General features: G+C 49.5%; 24 protein-coding genes. 12 read left to right on the top strand and 12 right to left on the bottom strand.

Features of this window, described 5'->3' with window-relative positions; genetic code table 11:
- Positions 1–16: 16 nt before the first annotated feature.
- The 4 genes from QXT17_RS06640 to QXT17_RS06625 form a co-directional block, all read right to left on the bottom strand.
- Entirely contained in the window at positions 17–352 is a 336-nt protein-coding gene (locus QXT17_RS06640) for a PadR family transcriptional regulator (RefSeq protein WP_342793645.1), read from the bottom strand.
- A 78-nt stretch (positions 353–430) separates the two neighbouring features.
- The gene (gene speE / locus QXT17_RS06635) at positions 431–1,285 is read right to left on the bottom strand and encodes a polyamine aminopropyltransferase (RefSeq protein ID WP_342793644.1); all 855 of its coding nucleotides are present in this window, start codon (positions 1,283–1,285) and stop codon (positions 431–433) included.
- A gap of 162 nt (positions 1,286–1,447) precedes the next feature.
- Complete coding sequence (locus tag QXT17_RS06630) at positions 1,448–2,245, bottom strand: biotin--[acetyl-CoA-carboxylase] ligase (RefSeq protein WP_342814469.1); 798 nt, start codon at positions 2,243–2,245, stop codon at positions 1,448–1,450.
- 28 nt (positions 2,246–2,273) lie between these two features.
- Positions 2,274–2,975, bottom strand: a complete 702-nt coding sequence (locus QXT17_RS06625; protein ID WP_342814468.1) for a carboxypeptidase-like regulatory domain-containing protein — start codon at positions 2,973–2,975, stop codon at positions 2,274–2,276.
- A 92-nt stretch (positions 2,976–3,067) separates the two neighbouring features.
- On the opposite strand from QXT17_RS06625, the gene QXT17_RS06620 reads away from it, so the two are divergent.
- Positions 3,068–3,856, top strand: coding sequence for a class II glutamine amidotransferase (locus tag QXT17_RS06620; protein ID WP_020961712.1), 789 nt, complete (start codon positions 3,068–3,070; stop codon positions 3,854–3,856).
- On the opposite strand, the gene QXT17_RS06615 is transcribed toward QXT17_RS06620, so the two are convergent.
- Positions 3,853–4,131: a hypothetical protein gene (locus QXT17_RS06615; RefSeq protein ID WP_020961711.1), complete on the bottom strand. Its 279-nt coding sequence runs from the start codon at positions 4,129–4,131 to the stop codon at positions 3,853–3,855. The genes QXT17_RS06620 and QXT17_RS06615 overlap by 4 nt on opposite strands.
- A 155-nt stretch (positions 4,132–4,286) precedes the next feature.
- Here QXT17_RS06615 and QXT17_RS06610 point away from each other — a divergent pair, with 155 nt between their 5' ends.
- The 6 genes from QXT17_RS06610 to QXT17_RS06585 all read left to right on the top strand — a co-directional run bounded on the left by QXT17_RS06610 (position 4,287) and on the right by QXT17_RS06585 (position 8,578).
- Positions 4,287–5,069: a hypothetical protein gene (locus tag QXT17_RS06610; RefSeq protein ID WP_148681912.1), complete on the top strand. Its 783-nt coding sequence runs from the start codon at positions 4,287–4,289 to the stop codon at positions 5,067–5,069.
- On the top strand, positions 5,069–5,350 hold the full coding sequence (locus QXT17_RS06605; RefSeq protein ID WP_020961709.1) for a hypothetical protein: 282 nt from the start codon (positions 5,069–5,071) through the stop codon (positions 5,348–5,350). Before QXT17_RS06610 ends, QXT17_RS06605 begins: the two co-directional genes overlap by 1 nt.
- Positions 5,322–7,304: a DNA polymerase domain-containing protein gene (locus QXT17_RS06600; RefSeq protein ID WP_148681911.1), complete on the top strand. Its 1,983-nt coding sequence runs from the start codon at positions 5,322–5,324 to the stop codon at positions 7,302–7,304. The genes QXT17_RS06605 and QXT17_RS06600 overlap by 29 nt, the downstream gene beginning before the upstream one ends.
- A 159-nt stretch (positions 7,305–7,463) precedes the next feature.
- Positions 7,464–7,706: an AbrB/MazE/SpoVT family DNA-binding domain-containing protein gene (locus QXT17_RS06595; RefSeq protein WP_148681910.1), complete on the top strand. Its 243-nt coding sequence runs from the start codon at positions 7,464–7,466 to the stop codon at positions 7,704–7,706.
- Positions 7,645–8,298 carry a PIN domain-containing protein gene (locus QXT17_RS06590; RefSeq protein WP_342783816.1) on the top strand — a complete coding sequence of 218 codons (654 nt, stop codon included), beginning with the start codon at positions 7,645–7,647 and terminating at the stop codon, positions 8,296–8,298. Before QXT17_RS06595 ends, QXT17_RS06590 begins: the two co-directional genes overlap by 62 nt.
- 46 nt (positions 8,299–8,344) lie before the next feature.
- Positions 8,345–8,578, top strand: a complete 234-nt coding sequence (locus tag QXT17_RS06585; RefSeq protein ID WP_020961705.1) for an AbrB/MazE/SpoVT family DNA-binding domain-containing protein — start codon at positions 8,345–8,347, stop codon at positions 8,576–8,578.
- A 10-nt stretch (positions 8,579–8,588) separates the two neighbouring features.
- On the opposite strand, the gene QXT17_RS06580 is transcribed toward QXT17_RS06585, so the two are convergent.
- Positions 8,589–9,731 carry a radical SAM protein gene (locus tag QXT17_RS06580; protein ID WP_342814467.1) on the bottom strand — a complete coding sequence of 381 codons (1,143 nt, stop codon included), beginning with the start codon at positions 9,729–9,731 and terminating at the stop codon, positions 8,589–8,591.
- Between the two features lie 101 nt (positions 9,732–9,832).
- Here QXT17_RS06580 and QXT17_RS06575 point away from each other — a divergent pair, with 101 nt between their 5' ends.
- From QXT17_RS06575 to QXT17_RS06555, 5 genes are all read left to right on the top strand, one after another.
- Positions 9,833–11,071: an Nre family DNA repair protein gene (locus QXT17_RS06575; RefSeq protein WP_020961703.1), complete on the top strand. Its 1,239-nt coding sequence runs from the start codon at positions 9,833–9,835 to the stop codon at positions 11,069–11,071.
- Positions 11,072–11,075: 4 nt separating this feature from the next.
- Positions 11,076–11,927: a radical SAM protein gene (locus tag QXT17_RS06570; RefSeq protein ID WP_020961702.1), complete on the top strand. Its 852-nt coding sequence runs from the start codon at positions 11,076–11,078 to the stop codon at positions 11,925–11,927.
- Between the two features lie 9 nt (positions 11,928–11,936).
- Complete coding sequence (locus tag QXT17_RS06565; RefSeq protein ID WP_020961701.1) at positions 11,937–12,356, top strand: SWIM zinc finger family protein; 420 nt, start codon at positions 11,937–11,939, stop codon at positions 12,354–12,356.
- A gap of 153 nt (positions 12,357–12,509) precedes the next feature.
- Entirely contained in the window at positions 12,510–13,562 is a 1,053-nt protein-coding gene (locus tag QXT17_RS06560; protein WP_020961700.1) for an FAD-dependent oxidoreductase, read from the top strand.
- Between the two features lie 37 nt (positions 13,563–13,599).
- Complete coding sequence (locus QXT17_RS06555) at positions 13,600–14,127, top strand: DUF488 family protein (RefSeq protein WP_020961699.1); 528 nt, start codon at positions 13,600–13,602, stop codon at positions 14,125–14,127.
- A 14-nt stretch (positions 14,128–14,141) separates the two neighbouring features.
- Here QXT17_RS06555 and QXT17_RS06550 read toward each other — a convergent pair whose 3' ends face one another.
- From QXT17_RS06550 to QXT17_RS06525, 6 genes are all read right to left on the bottom strand, one after another.
- The gene (locus QXT17_RS06550) at positions 14,142–15,083 is read right to left on the bottom strand and encodes a 2-oxoacid:ferredoxin oxidoreductase subunit beta (protein ID WP_020961698.1); all 942 of its coding nucleotides are present in this window, start codon (positions 15,081–15,083) and stop codon (positions 14,142–14,144) included.
- On the bottom strand, positions 15,073–16,980 hold the full coding sequence (locus QXT17_RS06545; protein WP_342783195.1) for a 2-oxoacid:ferredoxin oxidoreductase subunit alpha: 1,908 nt from the start codon (positions 16,978–16,980) through the stop codon (positions 15,073–15,075). Before QXT17_RS06545 ends, QXT17_RS06550 begins: the two co-directional genes overlap by 11 nt.
- Positions 16,980–17,282 (bottom strand): hypothetical protein, encoded by a 303-nt coding sequence (locus tag QXT17_RS06540; protein ID WP_020963592.1) that lies wholly within the window; start codon positions 17,280–17,282, stop codon positions 16,980–16,982. The genes QXT17_RS06545 and QXT17_RS06540 overlap by 1 nt, the downstream gene beginning before the upstream one ends.
- 4 nt (positions 17,283–17,286) lie before the next feature.
- On the bottom strand, positions 17,287–17,535 hold the full coding sequence (locus tag QXT17_RS06535; protein ID WP_020963591.1) for a ferredoxin: 249 nt from the start codon (positions 17,533–17,535) through the stop codon (positions 17,287–17,289).
- Positions 17,536–17,722: 187 nt separating this feature from the next.
- Entirely contained in the window at positions 17,723–18,598 is an 876-nt protein-coding gene (locus QXT17_RS06530) for an APC family permease (RefSeq protein WP_020963590.1), read from the bottom strand.
- A 14-nt stretch (positions 18,599–18,612) separates the two neighbouring features.
- The gene (locus QXT17_RS06525; protein WP_020963589.1) at positions 18,613–19,056 is read right to left on the bottom strand and encodes an APC family permease; all 444 of its coding nucleotides are present in this window, start codon (positions 19,054–19,056) and stop codon (positions 18,613–18,615) included.
- Positions 19,057–19,144: the final 88 nt, after the last annotated feature.

Below are 19,144 nucleotides of genomic sequence, written 5' to 3'. Positions count from 1 at the left end.
TTTGCTAAAGGCAAAATCATATACCAGAGACAATGTGGAGTCTCTCGGAAAGCTCCTTCAAATAGCTAATCCCCTGTCTTAGCACCTCTCTGCCCTGTTCAGTTATCGCGAAGTACTTTCTCCTCTCTACGTAGTGGCTCCTTATCAAGCCCTCTTCCTCGAGCTTCTGTGTCACAACGTAGAAGATAACTTTCCCAGCGTCAACCCCAAAGTCTTCCCTTATCCTCTTGATAAGCGAGTAGGGATAATCTTCTCCCCTAGCAAGCTCGGCCAAAACATATAGCCATAGGTTCTCGACACCGGTTTTCCTTTTGAGCCTTTCCAGAGGCTTGAAGGGCTTGTTTCGCTCCACAGCACCAAAGATGAACTCAGATATATAAATCAAGCCAATAGGTTTCTACTACGCCTACAAGGGGTCTGAAATGATCCACTAGCCGTAGAGGACTCCGAGGTTTAAGTGGGCGTGAAGACGTTTGCCGTCAATATACCTCGTGGATACCTTTCTCTTTTTCAATCGTTCGTCGAAGGTTTGGGGATCAAGCTTGTAGAGGTCGTGTTTCTCGGAGGCCACAATGAAGTTGACGTTTGTAGCGAAGCTAGGCATCCACGCCCAGTACTCGGCTACGTGCCTAAAGTTTTTCTCTATGTTTTCCTTTACCTGTCTGTACTCTTTTGGGTAGAAATAGCTCGAGCCTGCCTGCGTCGCCACTACACCATCTGGCTTGAGTATCCTTTTTATCTCCCTGAATGCCTCATAGCTGTAAAGCGGCAAGGCTGTGGGGCCGGCATAGGGGTCTGTCAGGTCCATTATCACCACGTCGAAACTGCCGTCGCCAGTCTTCCTAATGTATTCCAGTCCGTCCATTATGACGACCCTTGCCCTTGGGTCAAAGAAGCTTCCACGGTGCATGACCTCTAGGAACCTTTTAGAGAATTCCACGACCTTCTCGTCAATGTCAACCATGACCGCCTCCTCTACTGTTCCATGCTTCAAGACTTCTCTAAGCGAGGCCCCCTCGCCACCACCTATAATCAGGACCCTTTTGGGCTCCGGGTGTAGGGCCATGGCCGGATGCACGAGCAACTCGTGGTAGATAAACTCGTCCTTCTCGGTGCTCTGGACAAATTCGTCTATGAGTAGAGCCTTGCCGAAGCCCTCCAGCTCCGCGAATACGATCTCCTGGTAGGGGGTCTTTTCGACAGCGTATATCTTTTTCAGCTTAAGTATCTGCCTAGTATATTCGCTTACAGGCTCAATAATCACGAGACCATCCGAGCTAGACATAAGTAAAAGAACAACCACAATCTACATATATTTTTGCCCATAACCAGAGGGGTCAGGTGAAACCCTTTTCTTCACAGAGAATCGGAGTCCGCCAAAGGATCATCATCCACAAACATTTTTTCCAACAAGCCTTAAAAACTTCACTTATTATCAGAGGGGAAGCTACCTAACGTGCACAACGTCCCCAGCATAGAAAGCCCTAACCCCGTCGCCTGTATCGATGTACAGCTCGCCCAAGGGACCAACGTCGACAGCCACGCCGATGTATTCACCATCGGCAGTAATTATCTTCACTGTCTTGCCAAGCGTCACAGAGAGCCTCCTCCATTCTTCAAGAATCACCTCGCCTCGGCCCTCTATGAGCTGCAGATATACATTGTCAATCTCCCTTAACAGTTTCAGGAAAAGCTGGAGCCTCGAAAGCCTCGCGCCAACAACTTCTCGGAGGGCAACAGAAACCTCGGCAAGACCAGGTGGAAGCTCGTTGTTCACATTAAGCCCCACACCAACAAGCGCCACTATGCCGTCCCCTGGGACAGTAAAGCCCTCTACAAGTATGCCGCCAGCCTTCCTGCCATCGACTAGCACATCGTTTGGCCACTTTAGGCCGGCGCTAAGCCCAAGCCCCCTCAACACGCGTCCCACTGCGACCCCAACGCCTAGACTAAGCAGGCCCAGAGCATCGGGTTTTGGCCTTAGAACCACCGTGAACCATAGGCCGCCCCTGCCGGAGAACCAGCGTCTGCCAAGCCTACCCCTGCCATTCTCCTGCTCCTCAGCAACGACAACTACGCCCTCTGGGGCACCTTTCTCTGCCAGCTCCCTAGCGACGTCCTGGGTCGAGCCGCACTTCTCAAGGTAATAGACCTGGTACCTTATCCTGGTGCCTAGGTTGCTCACAATTTTTGTGACTTCTGATAGGTTGTCCTCACTAGCAAGGTCTTCTCTGCTCTTATTCATAGAATCCGCGCACCAGGCAAATTTTGTTCTACTCTGGCGTGGCTAGGACCCTTCTCGCCCTCTTCGCTCTCCAGTTTGAGTACTCGACAGCCACAACGATCAAAGCAATGACTATCACGATGACAAGCAGTGCTAGCCCGAGGAACTCTGTCACAGACAAATCCATGCCGCCTATGCTCAAGAAAACGTCTAGCTGAACGTTGACAACGTTTTCGCGGGAAGGCTCCACAGCAATGGTCTTCTCTACCCTCCTTCCACCATAGTCCACAATAATCCCGTAAGACGCCGCTGGGAGGAGAGTTGTATACACGCCCCCCGCGTCCGTGGAGCCCTCTTCGATAGTCTGACCACCATAAGTAATTTTGATAGAGACCCCCTCTAGGGCTTGGCCACGGGAGCCTGAAACCTTCAGGGTCAGCTTCCCAATGCTTGGGACCACAAGGGTCTGGTTGCTGTATACGGTCATGTTTTGCCTATAGCCTATGGGCACACTCTTCCAGGAAACCACCTCGACAAACAGCACGCCCTTGACGACGTCCCGCACAACAAACGGGTTTCTGGGGTCAAGCGTAAACTCAAATACTCTGCCGTCCAGTGTCGAGACACGTATCTGTGCGCCCCTAAGCTGGGAGCCGTCATAGGCAACGATCTTCAGTGAAGGCTGAGCTATTCCTGGGACATTAGCAATGCAAAGCAGAGCCAAGAGTATCAGTAAAGCCCATAGACGCATACTTTTATTTGGGCAGACATGGATATCAGTTTAACGCCGGCGCCTTCACCGCAACATTAAAAATTTTTTAACCTCGGTGCGCCTATTTACATGTGTGCAGGATACTTGTCCTCGTAGGAGAAATACAAGGAGAAACACTAAAACTCCTCACAAGGGCGCTTGTTGACTCTGCTCGTAGAGACCCATACAACGACAATGATTCTCACGGAGACGGGTGGGGATACCTAGAAATAAGCCTCGAAGGAAACGTTGGAAAAACAGTCCGCTATAGGAGCATCAGGCCCATCTACGAGGAAGAGGAAGTCCTGCGAGGAATAAAGCCTGGACGCAAAATCCTCATGTTCCACGCGAGGAAAAAGAGCCCAGGCACACCCCTAAACATTCACTCTACACACCCGGTCATGGCTACCACTAGGCTGGGCTACGAGCTATACATGATACACAACGGAGAATTCACCCTAGACCCTTTCATGCAAGAAATAAGCCAACTACTCGGCAACCCAAGGCTACTCCAAGAATTCAACGACACCTACCTTGCAAACCTTTGGCTCGCAAGCAAGACACTAAATGAAATAGACCAGTCACACTTAGCGAAACTACAATCCACGGCAAAAATGGCCAACATAGCCCTAGCCCTCCTAGCACCACAAGAAACGACACTAATCGTGTCGACCAAGTACCCCTCCCAGAAAAAAGACTACGCCAAGCTCTACCACTGCACAGCCCAAAACCTCCACATCTACGCCTCCTCGACCCTAATCGACTACTACACCCCCACAAACCTACTCAACTGCACCGTGCTAGACAACCTCACAGCCCACAAGTATACAGCAAAAAACAACGAGATAACGGGCCCAATACAACTAAGGCTACAAGCCTAGCCCGACCCCACCCGCACAACACTGAGCCTCAGACCCGGGTCCAGCCTACCCAAAACATCCCCAACAATCTCGGCAAGCCTCTCAGCATCCTCTCCCTCCCCACGCAGAAAGAGAGAAGCAGAGCCCCTCGAAGGCTCAAGCAACAAGACCCCAAGAATCCTGCCCCTGTAGCCAAGCAGATACTCGTAGGCATGAAGCCTGACATAGACACCCCTCTCCCTAAGCATCCAAGCAAGCCTAAGCCTGTTCCTTGCCACACCCAGCTCACTAAACACGGCAAACAAACACCCACAAACACTTATATTCATTCTGTGAATCAAAGAAATAATTGGACACTGATACGTGAGAATGCTTTATCTCTTTTCATATATGACCCGCATCTCTTTTTTAACGTCTTTTTGCTGGGCTACGCGCCGTGGCGTGTGTTTAAATGTTTTACTTTCGGCGTTATCCCCCCTATGCAGGAGTGTCTCCAGTGTTTATAAGGGGTTTTCTCGCACAACTGCCTGTGGTATCCATGTTGATGAATGCGAGGAGCCTCCTAGAGCTTCCCAGGCTGTCCACGGGCCTCTCGGGACTAGACAGGCTTGTGGGCGGGCTTGTGCCCGGCTCTGTGGCCACGTTTTATGGTGACGAGGATTCTAGGGGAAAGATGCTCTACACCCTTCTTGCCTCAGCCCTCTCCGGGGGCTTGCCGCCGCTCGTCGTCAACATGAGGGACTACCATGAGGGGAGGTCTATAGACACGTACGCTTTGTCGGAGGCCCTGATGTGGCGGGGCGTGGATCCGGAGGAGGGGCTCTCGAGGATACACGTAGCCAATGTCTACGGCGTTGGACAGGTGGGCTCTGTTGACTTGATTGTGGAAGAGGCACTGAAGAGGGGCGTGGGGCTCATAGCTGTTACCCATTTATCCGAGCTGTTTAGCCCGAAGAGCTACGACAGGCTCGTGATGTTTCTGGGGAGGCTCCAGAGGCTGCTGGAGAGGGGCGCGGTAGTCGTGCTATTTGCGGGGAGGTCTAGGTTTTCTAGGAGGCCTCTTCCAGAGGTCCCCGTGTATGCTAGGCATGTTTCCAGCGTTATAGCTAGGCTCGAGGACGTTGGAAAGAGGTATACTAGGATAACTGTCGAGAAGGGCCCTCTGGCTACCCCCATGGTTGTCTACGCTGAGAGGACTGGCTGGGGACTGAGGGACGTGGAGGGGTGGTTCTAGTGGGCAGGGCTACCCCGAGCGTCAGGGAGAAGTACCTGCAGTTGCTCAACGAGCTCGAGGCCGAGTTTGTCGAGCTCTTGAGGAGGGAGAGGAGGGAGGCATACATCTACGTCAAGAAGGCCTGGGGCGAGGAGCTGGGCGCCGTGACAAACTATCCTAACCCGTACCTCCTCGGCTCGCTCCTCCTCGTTTCTGTGCTTGACCTCGAATGGAGGCTCAGGGAGCTAGAGCGCAGGCTGAGGGACCTAGAGGATGAGGTCGAGCGAATCAGTAGTGGTTGACGCCTCTGTCTCGCGTGGAGAGGCCAGGCTGTGGCTCAGGGGGCTTGACGGCGGCGTAGAGGCTCTCCGCAGGGGCTTCGAGGACTACTTCCTGGTAGAGAGTAGCGCTCTTGGCTTCCTCGCCTCCCTGTGGGATCAGGGCTTCAGTGTCGAGGAGGTTGAGAGGAGGCTTGTAGGCGGGAAGACTGGGGCATTTCTAAGGGTCTCCCACGGGTCCCGCAGGCTCCTGCAAAAGGCTCTGAAGGTCGTAGAGGGCGCCGGTTTTACTAGCTACGACTCAGACGTGAACGTCGTCCAGAAGCTATTCGCTGAAGTGGGAATCGTGGCTCTCAGGTCGTATAGGCGTAGCGGCTGGCTCTTCGTGGAGGGCGAGGACAGGGTCGAGCCGCTCCCACTCGTGACGGTGAGTCTCGACCTACACGTGCGCGGGGGCTTTCTCTCTAAGGCTGTCATTAGGAGTAACGGGGGCGAAAAAGTCTTTGAGGGGTCTGAGTCTAGGATCCTTGAAGGCCTCGACGCCGTGCTCAAGGAGCTTGACCCCGACGTTGTAGCTGTGAATATGCCTGTGAAGGAGCTTCGCAAGCTAGCTATTGGGGTTAGGAGGCGCCACGGCTGGTTTAGGCTTGGGAGGGGAGACGGCGTCCTCGAGGGGAGGATATTCGTCGAGAGGGGTCTGCTGGACGGCATAGGGCTCGCTGGCCTCGAGGAGAGGTGTAGGGCTACGGGGCTGTCTCCGACCCTGGCGGGTATGACAAGCTATGGCAGGCTGATTGACGCTAGGCAGGTCTACCTGTTGCTTAGGAGGGGCTACGCTGTGCCCAGGGCTAGGCATAGGAACGTCCACGTGAGGACAATGCTTGAGCTCCACAGGGGCGACAGGGGAGGGCTCATATACCAGCCGGTAACGGGGATATATGGGAACGTCGCGGAGCTAGACTTTGAGTCTATGTTTCCCAACTTGATTGTTAGGTACAATATCAGCTATGAGACTGTCTCGCTCGGCGGGGTCGCCAGGGAGCCTAGGGGGATACTCGTGGACGTTGTTGAGCCGTTGCTTGAGCGTAGGCTCAGGTTTAAGCATATGGCCCGGGAGCTCTCTGGAGACGCAAAGAGGTTTGCAGACCAGAGGCAGAAGGAGCTCAAGATGATACTGGTCTCTAGCTATGGGTACAGTGGTAACAATTATAACAGGCTCGGGAACCCGTTGACGTTCGAGTGGATAAACAGGCTCGCCAGGAGAGTCATGCTGGGGGTCTACGGGCTCCTGAGGGAGAAGGGCTACACGGTCATCTACGGCGACACGGACAGCGTCTTTGTCTATAGGGACGGCGCCTCGCGGAGCGACTACGAGGAGCTTGCAGGAGAGATAGCCGAGAAGTACGGTATGCCGATAAAGGTCGACAAGCTGTTCAGGTTTATAGCTTTCCCAGAGGCGAAGACCACGCGTGCGTCACCCGTAAAGAGGTACTTCGGCGTCACGGCTGAGGGCGAATACGTGTTTAAGGGCGTCGAGGCGGCTAGGAGCGACTACCCGCCATTCGTCAGGAGCTTCCAGGCAAGGCTCGTGGAGACAGTCTTCAGCACGCTCGAGAAGTCCGGCGTAGACGGGGCCTTGTCAGCGGCCGAGGAGCTTCTGAAGAGGGAGGTCGAGAGGCTACGTAGCGGGCTGGTCCCGGTGGAGGAGCTCTTGATAGAGAAGACTCTTAGAAGGGAAAAGTACAAGGTCAAGGCCATGCACGTTGTTGCAGCCCAGCAGGCAGGCGTGTCCGGGAAGGGGTCAAAGGTATGTTTTGTGTTAGCAAAACATCCAAAGTCGAGCCCCCACCTCCGCGTAAGGGTGCCGGGCACTGGGACTATTCTCCCAGACTACGACGCCTATGAAAAGCTACTTGTAAGGGCCTACGAGACAGTGATCTCCTCGCTTGTAAACGTCAATATACCTGCTTCACATTAAAGTGGAGCCCAGTGGTAGAGGCTAGAAAAGATTATAGAAAAATCCCAAACATTTGAGGAAGTTTTCTTCGAGACTTGTAGATGAGGATATTTAGTGTTGTCACGGGATGTAAATGGTTGAAAACCTTTATAACGTTAAACTATAAATAATGATCAGACAATGATGAGTGGTAGGATTATACGTGTTAGTAAGAAGGGGGTTATTGTTATACCAGTAGAGGTGAGGGAGGTTTTAGGCATTAAAGAAGGGGATCTGCTTACGCTCGAGCTAATCGATGACACGATGGTTATTAAGCCTTTGAGGCCTCTACGTGTCAAGCTTGGCGGTAAGGCGCAGGAAATTGTCAGGGAAGCTAAGAGGGAGGAACTTGAACTCGAGGAGGGTCTTCGTTCTGGATACTAGTGTGATTGCTGAGTATGTCGATGAGGCTTCGCCATTCCAAGTAGACAAGCTTTTTGATTTCTTGCGGGCAGGCGCGGTAAGGGCATACGTGTCTCCTGTCACTATAAGCGAGGTCATATATGTGGCTTCCAGAATGTATAGTGAGGCTGGTGTTCAGGACGCAAATAGGGAAGCTCTAGAGCTAGTTAGGTGGTTGCTCGCTTTGCCGGGCGTGGAGCTAGAAACAATAGGCAGAGAAGTAGCCGTGTTGGCTGGAGAGCTTAGGAAAAAGTTTAAGATGGCTCTCTCTGACATTTATGTCATCGCTGTTGGCATGCATAGACAGGCAACTCCTCTATTCTTGAAGAGAGAAACAGAGATGGCACCATACGAGAACGAGCTGAGGAAACTTGGTGTAGCTTTTGGGAAGAGATCTGCCAGCAATTCTAAGATGCTAAACCCTATGCGTGAGATTAATGACGTATTTATTGGGACTGTCCTTAGTCTCTTGTTTACAGATGTAGGAGAACGAAACAGTATGTTAAGCTTAAGGAAAAATTTTTCCAGTAGCCTTTCTGTGAGAATGCATCCTGGGCTGAGCCCAAGAAAGTGAGTTTAAAATATTAATTGTAGATTTAGGAAATAATGTGTAGAGTCACATGGAAATCGTGAAAATGGACAAGCATGGTCGAATAGTGGTTCCGGCAGACATCAGAGAGAAATTTAATTCAAGAGTGTTTTTCGTGGAAGCTACCGGCAACGAGATTAGGCTTATTCCCATCGAGACTATTAAGCTAACTGAGCTATTCGACTCGATAGAAGTAGACGTGGACGACTTTACTGATACCCATAAGCTTAAGGAGTCTCTATATAAGGAGCTCGCGTTCACTTAACGCTTACATATTAATAATGGTTTCCAAGGAGCCACGAGTTGCCTATCCACACCTTTTCTAGCCCCTCTTCCTTTGCGATTCTTAGAGCCTCGTATGCATGTCTTTTGCTAGTGGGTGGCAGGTCGTCCATTAGGTATCTAGGGTAGAATGCGAGGAGGCTCAGCGGTATCTCTGGCGAAAGCTTTGCGAGGAAGCTCGTTATGCCTCTTATCTCGGTCTCGTCTATGTAGCCTGGCACTAGTAGGACGCTGGCAGTGAACAGGGGGATCTCGGGCCTCTGCCCTGAAAGCTTTGCCACGTATTCCGTGTTCCTGTAGAGGTTTCCAACGTCTACCCCGGTTAACGCCTTGTATACTTGTGGGCTCCATGCCTTCAGGTCGAACTTGACTATGCCCCCTGTCTTGAGGGAAAGCCTGGCAACTGTGGGTAGAATTCTTGGTGAGAAGTGCCCGTTGGATTCCCAACATATCCTCATTATCGTGTTTTTAGACTCCTCTAGCAACTTCCTAGAGAAATAAATGGCGTGAAGAACTTGTGGCCCAGGGTCTCCGCCGAAAAAGCAGACACATGTTACCCTGGGGTTTAAGGCGGCCTTGAGGAGTTGCTCGGTGCCTATCTTTGGCTCCTTCTTGGCTAAGAGTTCCCTGTAGAACCAGTTCTGGCAGAAGAGACAGTTATGGTTGCAGGCGCCGTAGAAAACTGCAAGGTTCATGTATCCGTGTTCCCCGCTTCTTCTCAAGGCGTACTTGGGATAACCTGTACCAGTTGCCCCAGGGCAGAACCAGTAGGCTACACAGTTTGTTGGGTGGGGGTCGTAGTAGTACTCTAGCAGGGCTGTGTATGGCTGTCCAGAAAGGTGGACAAGTCTGCCCCCAACGTTCTTTACGAGCCCGCAGTAGCCAAGACCGCCGTCTGGGATTACACAGTCGAGGTCGCATAGCCCACATTTTATGCCTCCAGGTGCCCTTGGAGGCTCAGGTGGCAAGCCCCACTTTTTTCTCTCAGAGTAATGTGTCTCCATTGCTATCTTTAGGGCTTCGGGGTTGCTTCTCAGGCAGTCCACGCATACTCCTATGGCTTCAGATATCAGCTTGGATTTTTTCCCGCATAGTTTACATGTTTTCTCTGCTGTCCAAAGTTTGCTGTAGGGCATCTCTAATGTATGTTTTACTTTTTAGTCAAATATTTGTTTACTTTCAGTCTACTTGTAGATTTATTTAAAACACCCAACAATAAACATAAGGTTAGAAGTAGATGTCCTCGAGGGCCGCGGCTCTGTGCCTCAAATGTAGGGGGGCGAAAAACCTGTGCGGGAAGGCTTTCTGCCCCCTAATGAGCTACTGGAAAGCGCTAAATGACGTCAGGCTTCCAGAAACAACCGAGCTTGAGGGTCCGACCCCGCCAACAGTGTTTGTTGGGAGGCAGGGCTATCCAAAGGTAAGATTTAGCATCGGTGTCCCAGCTACGGGCGGAGACCCATCTTTCTATGAGGCCCAGGAGAAATGGCTCGAGAAGCCTCTCTCAGAGATACTTAGGATGAGGCTTTCATTGATACGGGGAGAGACGAGCGTAGATGTGCGACGGGCAGACGTCCCAGAAGAGGTTAGACTTGCATCTATCTCTAGGGAACCAGTAGAGGTAGAGCTGAATCTCTCCAGGAAGCCAAGCCTAAAAGCATTGTTGGACCTTTTCTCTCCACCCCTCGGCCCAGCAAGCCCCGTGGAGAGGATACGGGTTAGCGGCGAGCCAAAGCTTCCCAGGCCAGTCGAGAAGATGTATTACTCTCTCGACATAAAGGCGTCAGATGCAATCATGTATCTCTACGAGTCGGGCGTCCCTGTTAGCCAGATCCAGAGAATGCTTTCCACTGGCTCGCTTGGGTATGGCTTCCAGAGGAGGCTTGTCCCAACTAGGTGGTCTATAACGGCCGTCGACTCGACTATTTCTCAGAGGCTTATCGAGAAGATAAAGGAGTATGATACCTTTTCGAGCTATTTGTTTTTCCAGTGGAGACACGAGGACAACAACTTCATCGCGATAATTGTGCCCCGTGAATGGAGCTACGAGTGGATAGAGGCCTGGTTCCCCCACACAATGTGGAATCCCTCCAGCATAATAGAGGTTGAAGGGGACCATGAGGGCTACAGGGGCAGAACCACGTATGCCAGTCTAGGAGGTTGCTACTACGCTGCGAGGCTTGCAACAGCCGAGTACATGCTTAGGGAAAAGAGGCAGGGGACAGCTATACTCATAAGGGAGATATATGAGGGCTTCTTCTCGCCCATAGGGGTTTGGTTTGTAAGGGAGAATGTTCGACAGCTCTACAGGACAACGCCCGAAAGATTCGACTCGTTAAGCGAGGTTCTCGAGAGGCTTGGAAGAGCAACCAGGCTACCTCTTCACGTTTGGCTTGAAAAATCCAGGCTTATCAGGGACCTCACGAGGCAGGAGACACTACTCAGTTACTTGACGAGATCCTTACAGGGGAGGTGAAAAAGTGGACAGCGTGGACAAGGTTACCTATAAGAAGATAAAGGTTAAGACAGCCCTTTCCAGGTCAGGACTCTACGACCTCGACTATGCATATAACCCATACGTGGGTTGCCTTCATGGCTGTATATACTGTTATGCTAGGGCATACACCAGGTACGATGAAGTGTCTCTGAACTGGGGCAAAATAGTCTACATAAAGGAGAACATTCTCGAAGTACTCAGTGAAGAAGTAAAAAAGAAGCCCAGAGGAACAGTCGGCGTGTCAACACTTACAGACCCCTACCAGCCAATCGAGGCCACTGAGGGGCTCACCAGGAGGGGCCTGCAAATCCTACTGCAGAGCGGCTTCAAGGTCAGCGTGCAGACAAAGTCCCCATTGGTCACGAGGGACATAGACATATTGAAGAACCACATCCCCCATGTAGACGTTGGCTTCACCATAACGACGCTGGATCCCCAGCTCGCAAAACTTATAGAGCCAAACGCTCCGCCACCACATCAGCGCGCCAGGGCTCTACGAGAGGTCAGCACAGCAGGAATACCTACATGGATATTTATTGGGCCAATTATCCGTGGCTTAAACGATACAAGGGCAAACCTCGAGGAAATAGTTAGGCTAGCTGCAGAGACAAGCTCCAAGGTCTACTATGACTATCTCCACCTAAAGCCAGGGATAAGGGAGTCCATGATGCCACTCATCGAAAAGTTTCCAAACATGTTGTCCTCTAGCACAACTTGGATAACCACAGTCGAAGACAGGATCCGAGATTTGTGTAGAAAATACTTTGTAGAGTGTGAAGCCGCCTTCCCCAAAGAAGAAAAACCACGCCAAAATAAGATTACCCAATACCTATGAGGGAGCCTCATGAGAAGAAGGGATCCCTCTAGACAAGAAGTCAGAGAGACGCTTAGACAGGCAGAGAAATTAGTCAAGGATTCGCTAGAAACAGCAAAGACGGACTCTCTCAGTGAGGCAATAAGACAGCTATATCAAGTTTTCCCCAAAGAGCAATGGCTGGAGAGAGCGGTTACACGCTACCTCCTCGCAACAGTGGAGGAACAGTCAAGACATACATGGCTAGTCAAGGGTGTCCCTGAGCTTGGAGACAAAAAGGCATACTATCTTGTCACCCAAGTGGGAGACAAATACGAGTGTAGTTGCTACAATGCGCCATTCGGGTGGACACGCAGAAAAAACATATGTACCCACATAGCGGCTGTTATGCTCTATAAGAGGCGAAGATACATTGATGAATATATTTCTGACGAAAACAATGATTACTAAATAGGGTGTCGGTCAGATTTAACGGAAGATTTGTGTGGCGAGTAGAAATGGTCGAGGTTCAAGATGTATGACGCTTTGTCAAATTTTCATGGGATATCTGCTGAATTTATCATTGAGAATGCTTATGTAGAGTGATGGCATAGTTCCCACGAAATGAGAAAAGACTTAAACTTGAAAATAGATTCGCAAGGACAAACAAATATGACAAGTTTCTCGAAGATCAAGTTCTCTCAGTGTGGTTTTGTTAAAGGAGAAGAAGACAAAAAAGTAGCTGTGATAGGCGCTGGTCCTGCGGGTCTCTCTGCCGCGGCAAACCTTAGATGTGTAGGTTACAGGGTAGATATATTCGACAAGATGCCCGAGCCAGGGGGAATGCTTGTGTTCGCAATTCCCGAGTTTCGCTTGCCGAAGAAATCTGTCTTTGAGAGTATTAGGGATGTGGAAAAAATGGGGGTGGGTTTCTTTCTTGAGACAGAGGTGGGGAGAAATCTCAGACTGGCCGAGTTGCTCGAGGACTATAATGCTGTCCTTGTATCGACTGGGACATGGAGAGATAAAAAGCTTAATATCCGCGGAGAAGATAAGAGGAACGTATTCTATGCGCTAAGTTGGATTCACACTTATATGTCTTATCTTCTCGGATATTCCAATAGAGCTCCAGCAGAGCTTAGAGGAAAAGTCGGTATAATAGGTGCAGGCTTAACAGCTGTAGATATAGCCGAACTCGCGGCGCTAGAATACAACGCAGAGCCCGTCATCTTATATAGAAGACCGAAAACCTTGGCACCGGCAAGGCATTTGGTTAAGCACTTGGAAAGCCTCGGTGTAACCTTCATTGAAAATGTTGAGCCCATAGAGATAATTGGGGAATCAAGCATAGGGGGAATAAGGCTGGCAAGAGTAAAGCCAACCACAAGTAGAAGTGAAAAAACAGAGATAATTCCAGGAACGGAGTTCGAGCTCGAGCTAGATACTCTCGTCATAGCGATAGGAATGGAGCCCACTCCACCACCTTGCTTAAGACAAATAGGGGCAGAACTCAACCACGATGGCTCGGTAAAAATCAGCGAAAACTACATGACTACTCTCAGAGGCCTATTCGCAGCTGGAGACGTAGCGCACGGTCCCTCAAATATCGGTTTAGCTATTAGGAGCGGGAAAATTGCTGCCCAAAAGATAGCAGAGTGGCTTAGACGAAACAGTTAGACCTATATTTTACATCTGCTAGAATCACTGGTGCAATTTGACGATCCTATACACCATCGGCTACGGAGGCCGAGCCCTAGATGACTTCCTTGAAATCATTAAAACATACTCGATTAAAGCTGTAATAGATGTCAGGAGGTGGAATTCATCTAGAAAGCTACCCGAATATTCTGGGAAAAACCTGGAATATGCCCTTAGACAGCTGGACATAGAGTACCACTGGTTTCCACTTCTCGGTGGCTACAGGAAGTTCGGTGTAGACGTGGAAGACATCGGTGTTGCTTGGTGCTTCGAGTCTGAGGGGTTTAGGGCCTACGCCACCTACATAACCCTAAAGGAAGACGTTAAAAGCAACCTCGAGTCAGTGGAATCAATAGCAAGAAGCAAGACGGCAACACTCCTGTGTAGCGAGAGGATGCCCTGGAGGTGCCACAGGAAAATACTTGCAGACTACTTTCTTGCTAGAGGCTTCACAGTCCTACACATACTTGAAAGCAAAAAAGTAGTCGAGCACCAGCTCAGCAAGTGCGCCGAGATAGTTGAAAATAGGCTTGTATACAAATAAAAAAATTGAGTTTCTCAGAGCGTCTGTGTCTCGATAATAAAGTCCCTAAATATCTTTTCAAAGTTCTTCTGGTTTACTACTGGCTCTCCCTGGACTTCAATTACAGAGTTTGACGGGTTAAGTCCTGGATAAGCCTTTAACCGCTGGGAAATCCTTTCCTCAAACGTTGAAACAAATGGGTTAACGTAGAACCTGCCAATGGGTATTTTTTCGCCCTGCTGTAAAGCCTTCTCCATGGCTCTCAACATCTTTTCTTGTGCCTCCTCGGGCTTTCTCACGTAGGGGTCCCAAGCCTTGTCGTCCTCTAGCTTGTAGACAGACTTCCTATAGAAGTCCGCCGTGTAGACATCGTTGAATGTCACACATGGCTGGAGAACATCTATAAACGCGGCGCCCTTGTGGAGCACAGCCTCCTTGATTATGTTTTTTAGGTGGTTAGTATCAAAGGCATAGCTCCGTGCCACAAAGGTATAGCCGGCGGCCAGAGCCAGCATTATCGGGTTAAAAGCATTCTGGATGTTTGGCTCCACTAGGGACTTTGTCTTCACACCGAGTGGAAGAGTTGGGGAAGCCTGCCCCTTGGTAAGCCCATAAACACCGTTATTGTGAAGAATGACTACTATGTCGAGGTTTCTTCTGCCAAGAGCCACGAAGTGCCCTGCGCCAATCCCTAAAAGGTCCCCGTCGCCCCCATGCACAATAACGGTGAGCTCTGGATTTGCAAGTTTTATGCCTGTTGCAAACGGAATGGCTCTTCCATGGAGAGTGTGGACACCGTTTGCGTAGACGAAATGCGGTATCTTGCTAGAGCACCCTATGCCAGAAACTATAACTGTCCTGTCTGGGTCGAGGCTCAGCTCTTCCAGGGCCCTATATATCCCCGTTAGTATACCGAAGTTTCCACAGCCTGGACACCAGTCTACCCACACGTTTGTCCTATAGTTCCTACGCTCCATACCTGCAAACCACCTTTTTCTCTTTACCGCTCTCTATAAGCTCGAATCCCTCGATTACTTCTTTCAGAGTTAGGGGTCGACCCGTAAACTTCACTATGCTTTTCTCAATGGAGATCCCCGTATTCATCTCTATGAGCTTAGCAATATTAGCGCCATAGCTGTGTTCGACGACAATCATCCTGTCTGCTGGGACATTTTCAGCAGCCTCAACGAACTCCCTTTCAGGGAAAGGCCAAAGCATCTTTATATTTAGGTACTTAGCCCTTATACCCCTCCCTCTGAGGACATCGATAGCTTCGAGAACAGTGTTCTTTACGGAGCCCCAACCAACGAACATATAGTCGGGGTTTCTGTCTCCATAGATCCCTATTTTCTGCTCACTTGGAACCCTATCCTTGATAAGGCTCATTTTCTCGATTCTCTTTGAATACATGGCTATCCTGTTCTCGGGGTCTTCAACTATGTGACCATACTCGTCGTGCTCGTCGCCAGTATACCACATGACTACACCTCTTGTACCAAGGAAAGCCCTTGGCGATACTAGTGAAGCGAGGCTGAACCTCTTGTATTCTTTTGCTTCCCTCACTATCGCCCCTCTACTTATCTTTATCTCGTCCAGTCTGGGCAGACTAACCGTAGCGGTAGAATTTGCGAGGAACTTGTCGAGCAAGTGAATTACGGGTACCTGGAACTCCTCGGCCAAGTTAAACGCTAGAATAGTGTCATAAAAAGCTTCTAGGTGGTCCCCGGAAGACAACACTACACGTGCAAATTCCCCGTGTCCAGCAAAAATAGCGTTGAATAAATCGCTCTGACTGCCCCTTGTCGGCTGGCCAGTGCTCGGTCCACCCCTCTGGTAATAAGTTATAACGACGGGGGCCTCATTCATGCCTGCCCAGGAAAGACCTTCAACCATCAAGTCAAAGCCGGGGCCACTCGTAGACGTCGAGCTTCGTGCCCCTGTTAGGGAGGCTCCAATCGCGGATGTTATGGCGGCAATCTCGTCCTCGGTCTGTAAAACTAGCAGGGGACCAATATTCTCGTCCTCTATAAAGCTATACCTCTCTAGGAGCACGCTTTCGTCTGCCGCAGGCGTTATAGGATAGTAGCTCTGATACCTCACACCTGCAACAATTTTTGCAATAGCTACAATGTCATTACCTGTCACAAACATAGTCTTTTTCTGATTAATGCGTGGAGGAGCAAGCATCAATGCTCCCTTATAGCCTCCCATTTCTCTCACAACAATCCTATAGAGATCCATGTTTTGCTCCACTATCTGAGCTCTCTCCTTAAAGTGTAAAGACAAGGCATAGCGAAGAGAATCCTCGTCGAGGGCTAATAGGACAGCAAATGCTGAAAAAACGATCCCGCTCAAGTATCTTGAAAGCTGTCTAGGGTCAATCTTGTATTTATCAAAGAGCTCCCGTATAATTTTCTCGTATTGGAGCGATATGAGACTAGCCTTCTTCTTTTCGGCTAGATATTTCAGAATAGATTCGACACTGCAGTCTAGTCCTAGTTCATTGCATCTCTTCTTTATTCTTTCCCTCGTTATGTCCTCAATACTAGGTGCTTCTTCAAGAGTTTTATGCAAAGAGGCATTATCACATACAATGAAGCCTCGGTTCGAAACGTCTTCAAAATGCATAAAAATAGTTTCAGCATCCATTGCAACAAGCAGGTCTACTGGGTAAGTTAATGATCTAGGATATTCGTCACTCTTTACGCGTAGGTGGATATAGCTGTGTCTCCCAACAATGTTAGAGAAATACTCCCTGTTTGCAAGAAAACCGTATCCCCTTCGTGCCAGTGCCCTGCCAATTATCATCATTGATGTCTCTATTCCTGAACCCTGAGGTCCACCCAAAATCGCGTTTAATTCGGTGAGGGGCACTAGTCTCCACCTGCCTCCTCGCCTACAGAGGTGTCGATCACAACTTCTTTTGCTATAACATGTTCCTGAAAGTGTTTCTCGAGCTCTTCCCTTGTAGTGATGATTTTCCTACAGTTTATACAGTAGAGCCACCCATTCTCTTCGAGGTGTTTGGCTAGGTCCTCGAGGGATACAGGCTTGAAGCTTTCACATGGCGCGGCTCTATCGATAACATCTGTACGATAAACATTGCAGAAACCTATGTAGGGAACATAGACGTGCGGCTTGAAGTACACACAGCCTGTACATCCTAGCCTCTGCATCTTTTCATCCTTCTATTTTCTCGATCTTTATAGCCCCTACGGGGCAAACATCTGCACCGTTTCTAGCACACTCGTAGAGCTCTTCGGGGATCTCTCCAATAGATACACTGCTGTCTGTCTTTACACTGTATTTCTCTATAACTCTATTCTTCCCGTTGTCGGAGCCAAGCTCGAATACTTCTGGGCACGCGGCAGGAGCGGCACCACAAGCTATGCAAGCATTTCTATCAACAATAACACGGTATTTAACCAAGTTTTTTCACCAACATTAGAACAATGTCAACTCAAACTTATAAGTGTTGTTTTTGAAGAATTCTTATTTAAAAAGAGAACCTTACCAATAACTTTGCTTTCGAAATAGTTAAGAGACGGAAAAAGGCCATAATTGTCTTGAATGTTTCCTTATTCATGTACTTTTAGAAATTACTTGCAGGAAGACATTATTTGTGGACAGGTTGATCTTTAAGAAAGTATAGGGTAAGACCTACCAAGAACCATAGCAAGGCCAAGATTCTTCCCTCCGGGTGTAAAAACACGAGGAGTGTCAGCATAAATATGCAGGCGACTGTAGCGAGGATGCCGAGAAGCTTCTCTTGCTTATTTGCTGACAGCTTCACTAGGCTAATCGAGGCGTAGATATATGCAACTATGGCGCCGAAATTATAAAGTGAGGCAATAAGCTCTAGGAGGTGCAAGCTAGTAGAGAAACCATTCACGATTATTAGTCCTGTAGCTATAATGGTGAAAACAGCTATCGAGATATATGGAACCCCTCTTCGACTAATTCTCCTAAAACCTTCTGGTAGAAGTCCCGTCCGGGCCATCGAGTATGCCACTCTACTTACACCTATTACCCCAGAGTTCGCTGAGGCAAGGTTAATCAGGAACCCCATTAAACCTACCCAGAGGGCAAGCCACGTCCCTATGATGGGAACCTTTAGGGCTAGCCCAGCAAATGGGTGAAGCGCTTCATCATTGTTGACTGGGCTTGATGCAATGAAGAATGCTCCTGCAAGAGCCACTAGTAGTGTCAAGGAGACCGTGAGGTATGTCGCTTTTGGAACAGTTTTACTAGCGTTACTTGTTTCCTCTGCAGCCTGGGATATTGCCTCGACACCAACGTATGAAGCCATGGCAATCGTGACTGCGTAGAGGAAGTTCCCCACAGGCACATCTTGACCAATGCTGGGAGGTTTCCATGAAAAGCCATTGAAAAAGAAGTATATGCTTCCGCCGACGCCTAGAACCAAAAACAGCGTTGCCAAGTCGAGCGCCACGAACAGCTTGTTCAGCCTTACAGATTCCCGTATCCCCAATATATTTAGGAAACCTAAAAACCCAACAAAAAGAGCGCTGACAAATGCATAGTATGGGTTGACGAGTAGCAAGCCAAAGCAAGAGTGGCTTTGAGGAGGTATCCAAGGTAGCCAACTGAGGCCAACACAAAGAGGGCAATATCAATTGTATAGTCGAGCATCAGCCCCCACCCAGCAATAAAACCATGCATGGGTCCAAGCGCCCTCTGAGCGTAGAACTGTGCACCACCGGCATAGGGATAACGTCCAGAAAGCTTTGCATAGACACTTCCAACAAGGACGTAGACTATACCAGCAATGATGAGGGCCAGAGGTGTGGCTCCTCCAGCATAAAGAGCTACAAGTCCAAGCGTAATATATATGTCCGCTCCCACGTCAGCATAGCCTATACTGAATGCTCCAAATAGGCTCACTTCTCTTCTGAGGTCGCCCTGGGGAACATTCTCTTCTTCCTGCATACAGATTCCTTAGCATCCTGTCAGTCTAAAAGGAAAAACAAATGAGACTTTAAATATATTTCTTGAAATATTGTTTTCTTCCACAGTT

This window comes from Thermofilum sp. (genome assembly GCF_038871435.1).
Lineage (GTDB): Archaea > Thermoproteota > Thermoprotei > Thermofilales > Thermofilaceae > Thermofilum > Thermofilum adornatum.
This window is presented reverse-complemented; position numbering and strand designations above follow the sequence as displayed.

What these genes read in the sequence shown, in the direction of transcription:
- speE (WP_342793644.1), bottom strand. Translation starts at nt 1,285, where the DNA reads ATGTCTAGCTCGGATGGTCTCGTGATTATTGAGCCTGTAAGCGAATAT.
- QXT17_RS06630 (WP_342814469.1), bottom strand. Translation starts at nt 2,245, where the DNA reads ATGAATAAGAGCAGAGAAGACCTTGCTAGTGAGGACAACCTATCAGAA.
- QXT17_RS06625 (WP_342814468.1), bottom strand. Translation starts at nt 2,975, where the DNA reads ATGCGTCTATGGGCTTTACTGATACTCTTGGCTCTGCTTTGCATTGCT.
- QXT17_RS06610 (WP_148681912.1), top strand. Translation starts at nt 4,287, where the DNA reads ATGTTTTACTTTCGGCGTTATCCCCCCTATGCAGGAGTGTCTCCAGTG.
- QXT17_RS06600 (WP_148681911.1), top strand. Translation starts at nt 5,322, where the DNA reads ATGAGGTCGAGCGAATCAGTAGTGGTTGACGCCTCTGTCTCGCGTGGA.
- QXT17_RS06595 (WP_148681910.1), top strand. Translation starts at nt 7,464, where the DNA reads ATGATGAGTGGTAGGATTATACGTGTTAGTAAGAAGGGGGTTATTGTT.
- QXT17_RS06585 (WP_020961705.1), top strand. Translation starts at nt 8,345, where the DNA reads ATGGAAATCGTGAAAATGGACAAGCATGGTCGAATAGTGGTTCCGGCA.
- QXT17_RS06580 (WP_342814467.1), bottom strand. Translation starts at nt 9,731, where the DNA reads ATGCCCTACAGCAAACTTTGGACAGCAGAGAAAACATGTAAACTATGC.
- QXT17_RS06575 (WP_020961703.1), top strand. Translation starts at nt 9,833, where the DNA reads ATGTCCTCGAGGGCCGCGGCTCTGTGCCTCAAATGTAGGGGGGCGAAA.
- QXT17_RS06565 (WP_020961701.1), top strand. Translation starts at nt 11,937, where the DNA reads ATGAGAAGAAGGGATCCCTCTAGACAAGAAGTCAGAGAGACGCTTAGA.
- QXT17_RS06560 (WP_020961700.1), top strand. Translation starts at nt 12,510, where the DNA reads ATGAGAAAAGACTTAAACTTGAAAATAGATTCGCAAGGACAAACAAAT.
- QXT17_RS06550 (WP_020961698.1), bottom strand. Translation starts at nt 15,083, where the DNA reads ATGGAGCGTAGGAACTATAGGACAAACGTGTGGGTAGACTGGTGTCCA.
- QXT17_RS06540 (WP_020963592.1), bottom strand. Translation starts at nt 17,282, where the DNA reads ATGCAGAGGCTAGGATGTACAGGCTGTGTGTACTTCAAGCCGCACGTC.
- QXT17_RS06525 (WP_020963589.1), bottom strand. Translation starts at nt 19,056, where the DNA reads ATGCAGGAAGAAGAGAATGTTCCCCAGGGCGACCTCAGAAGAGAAGTG.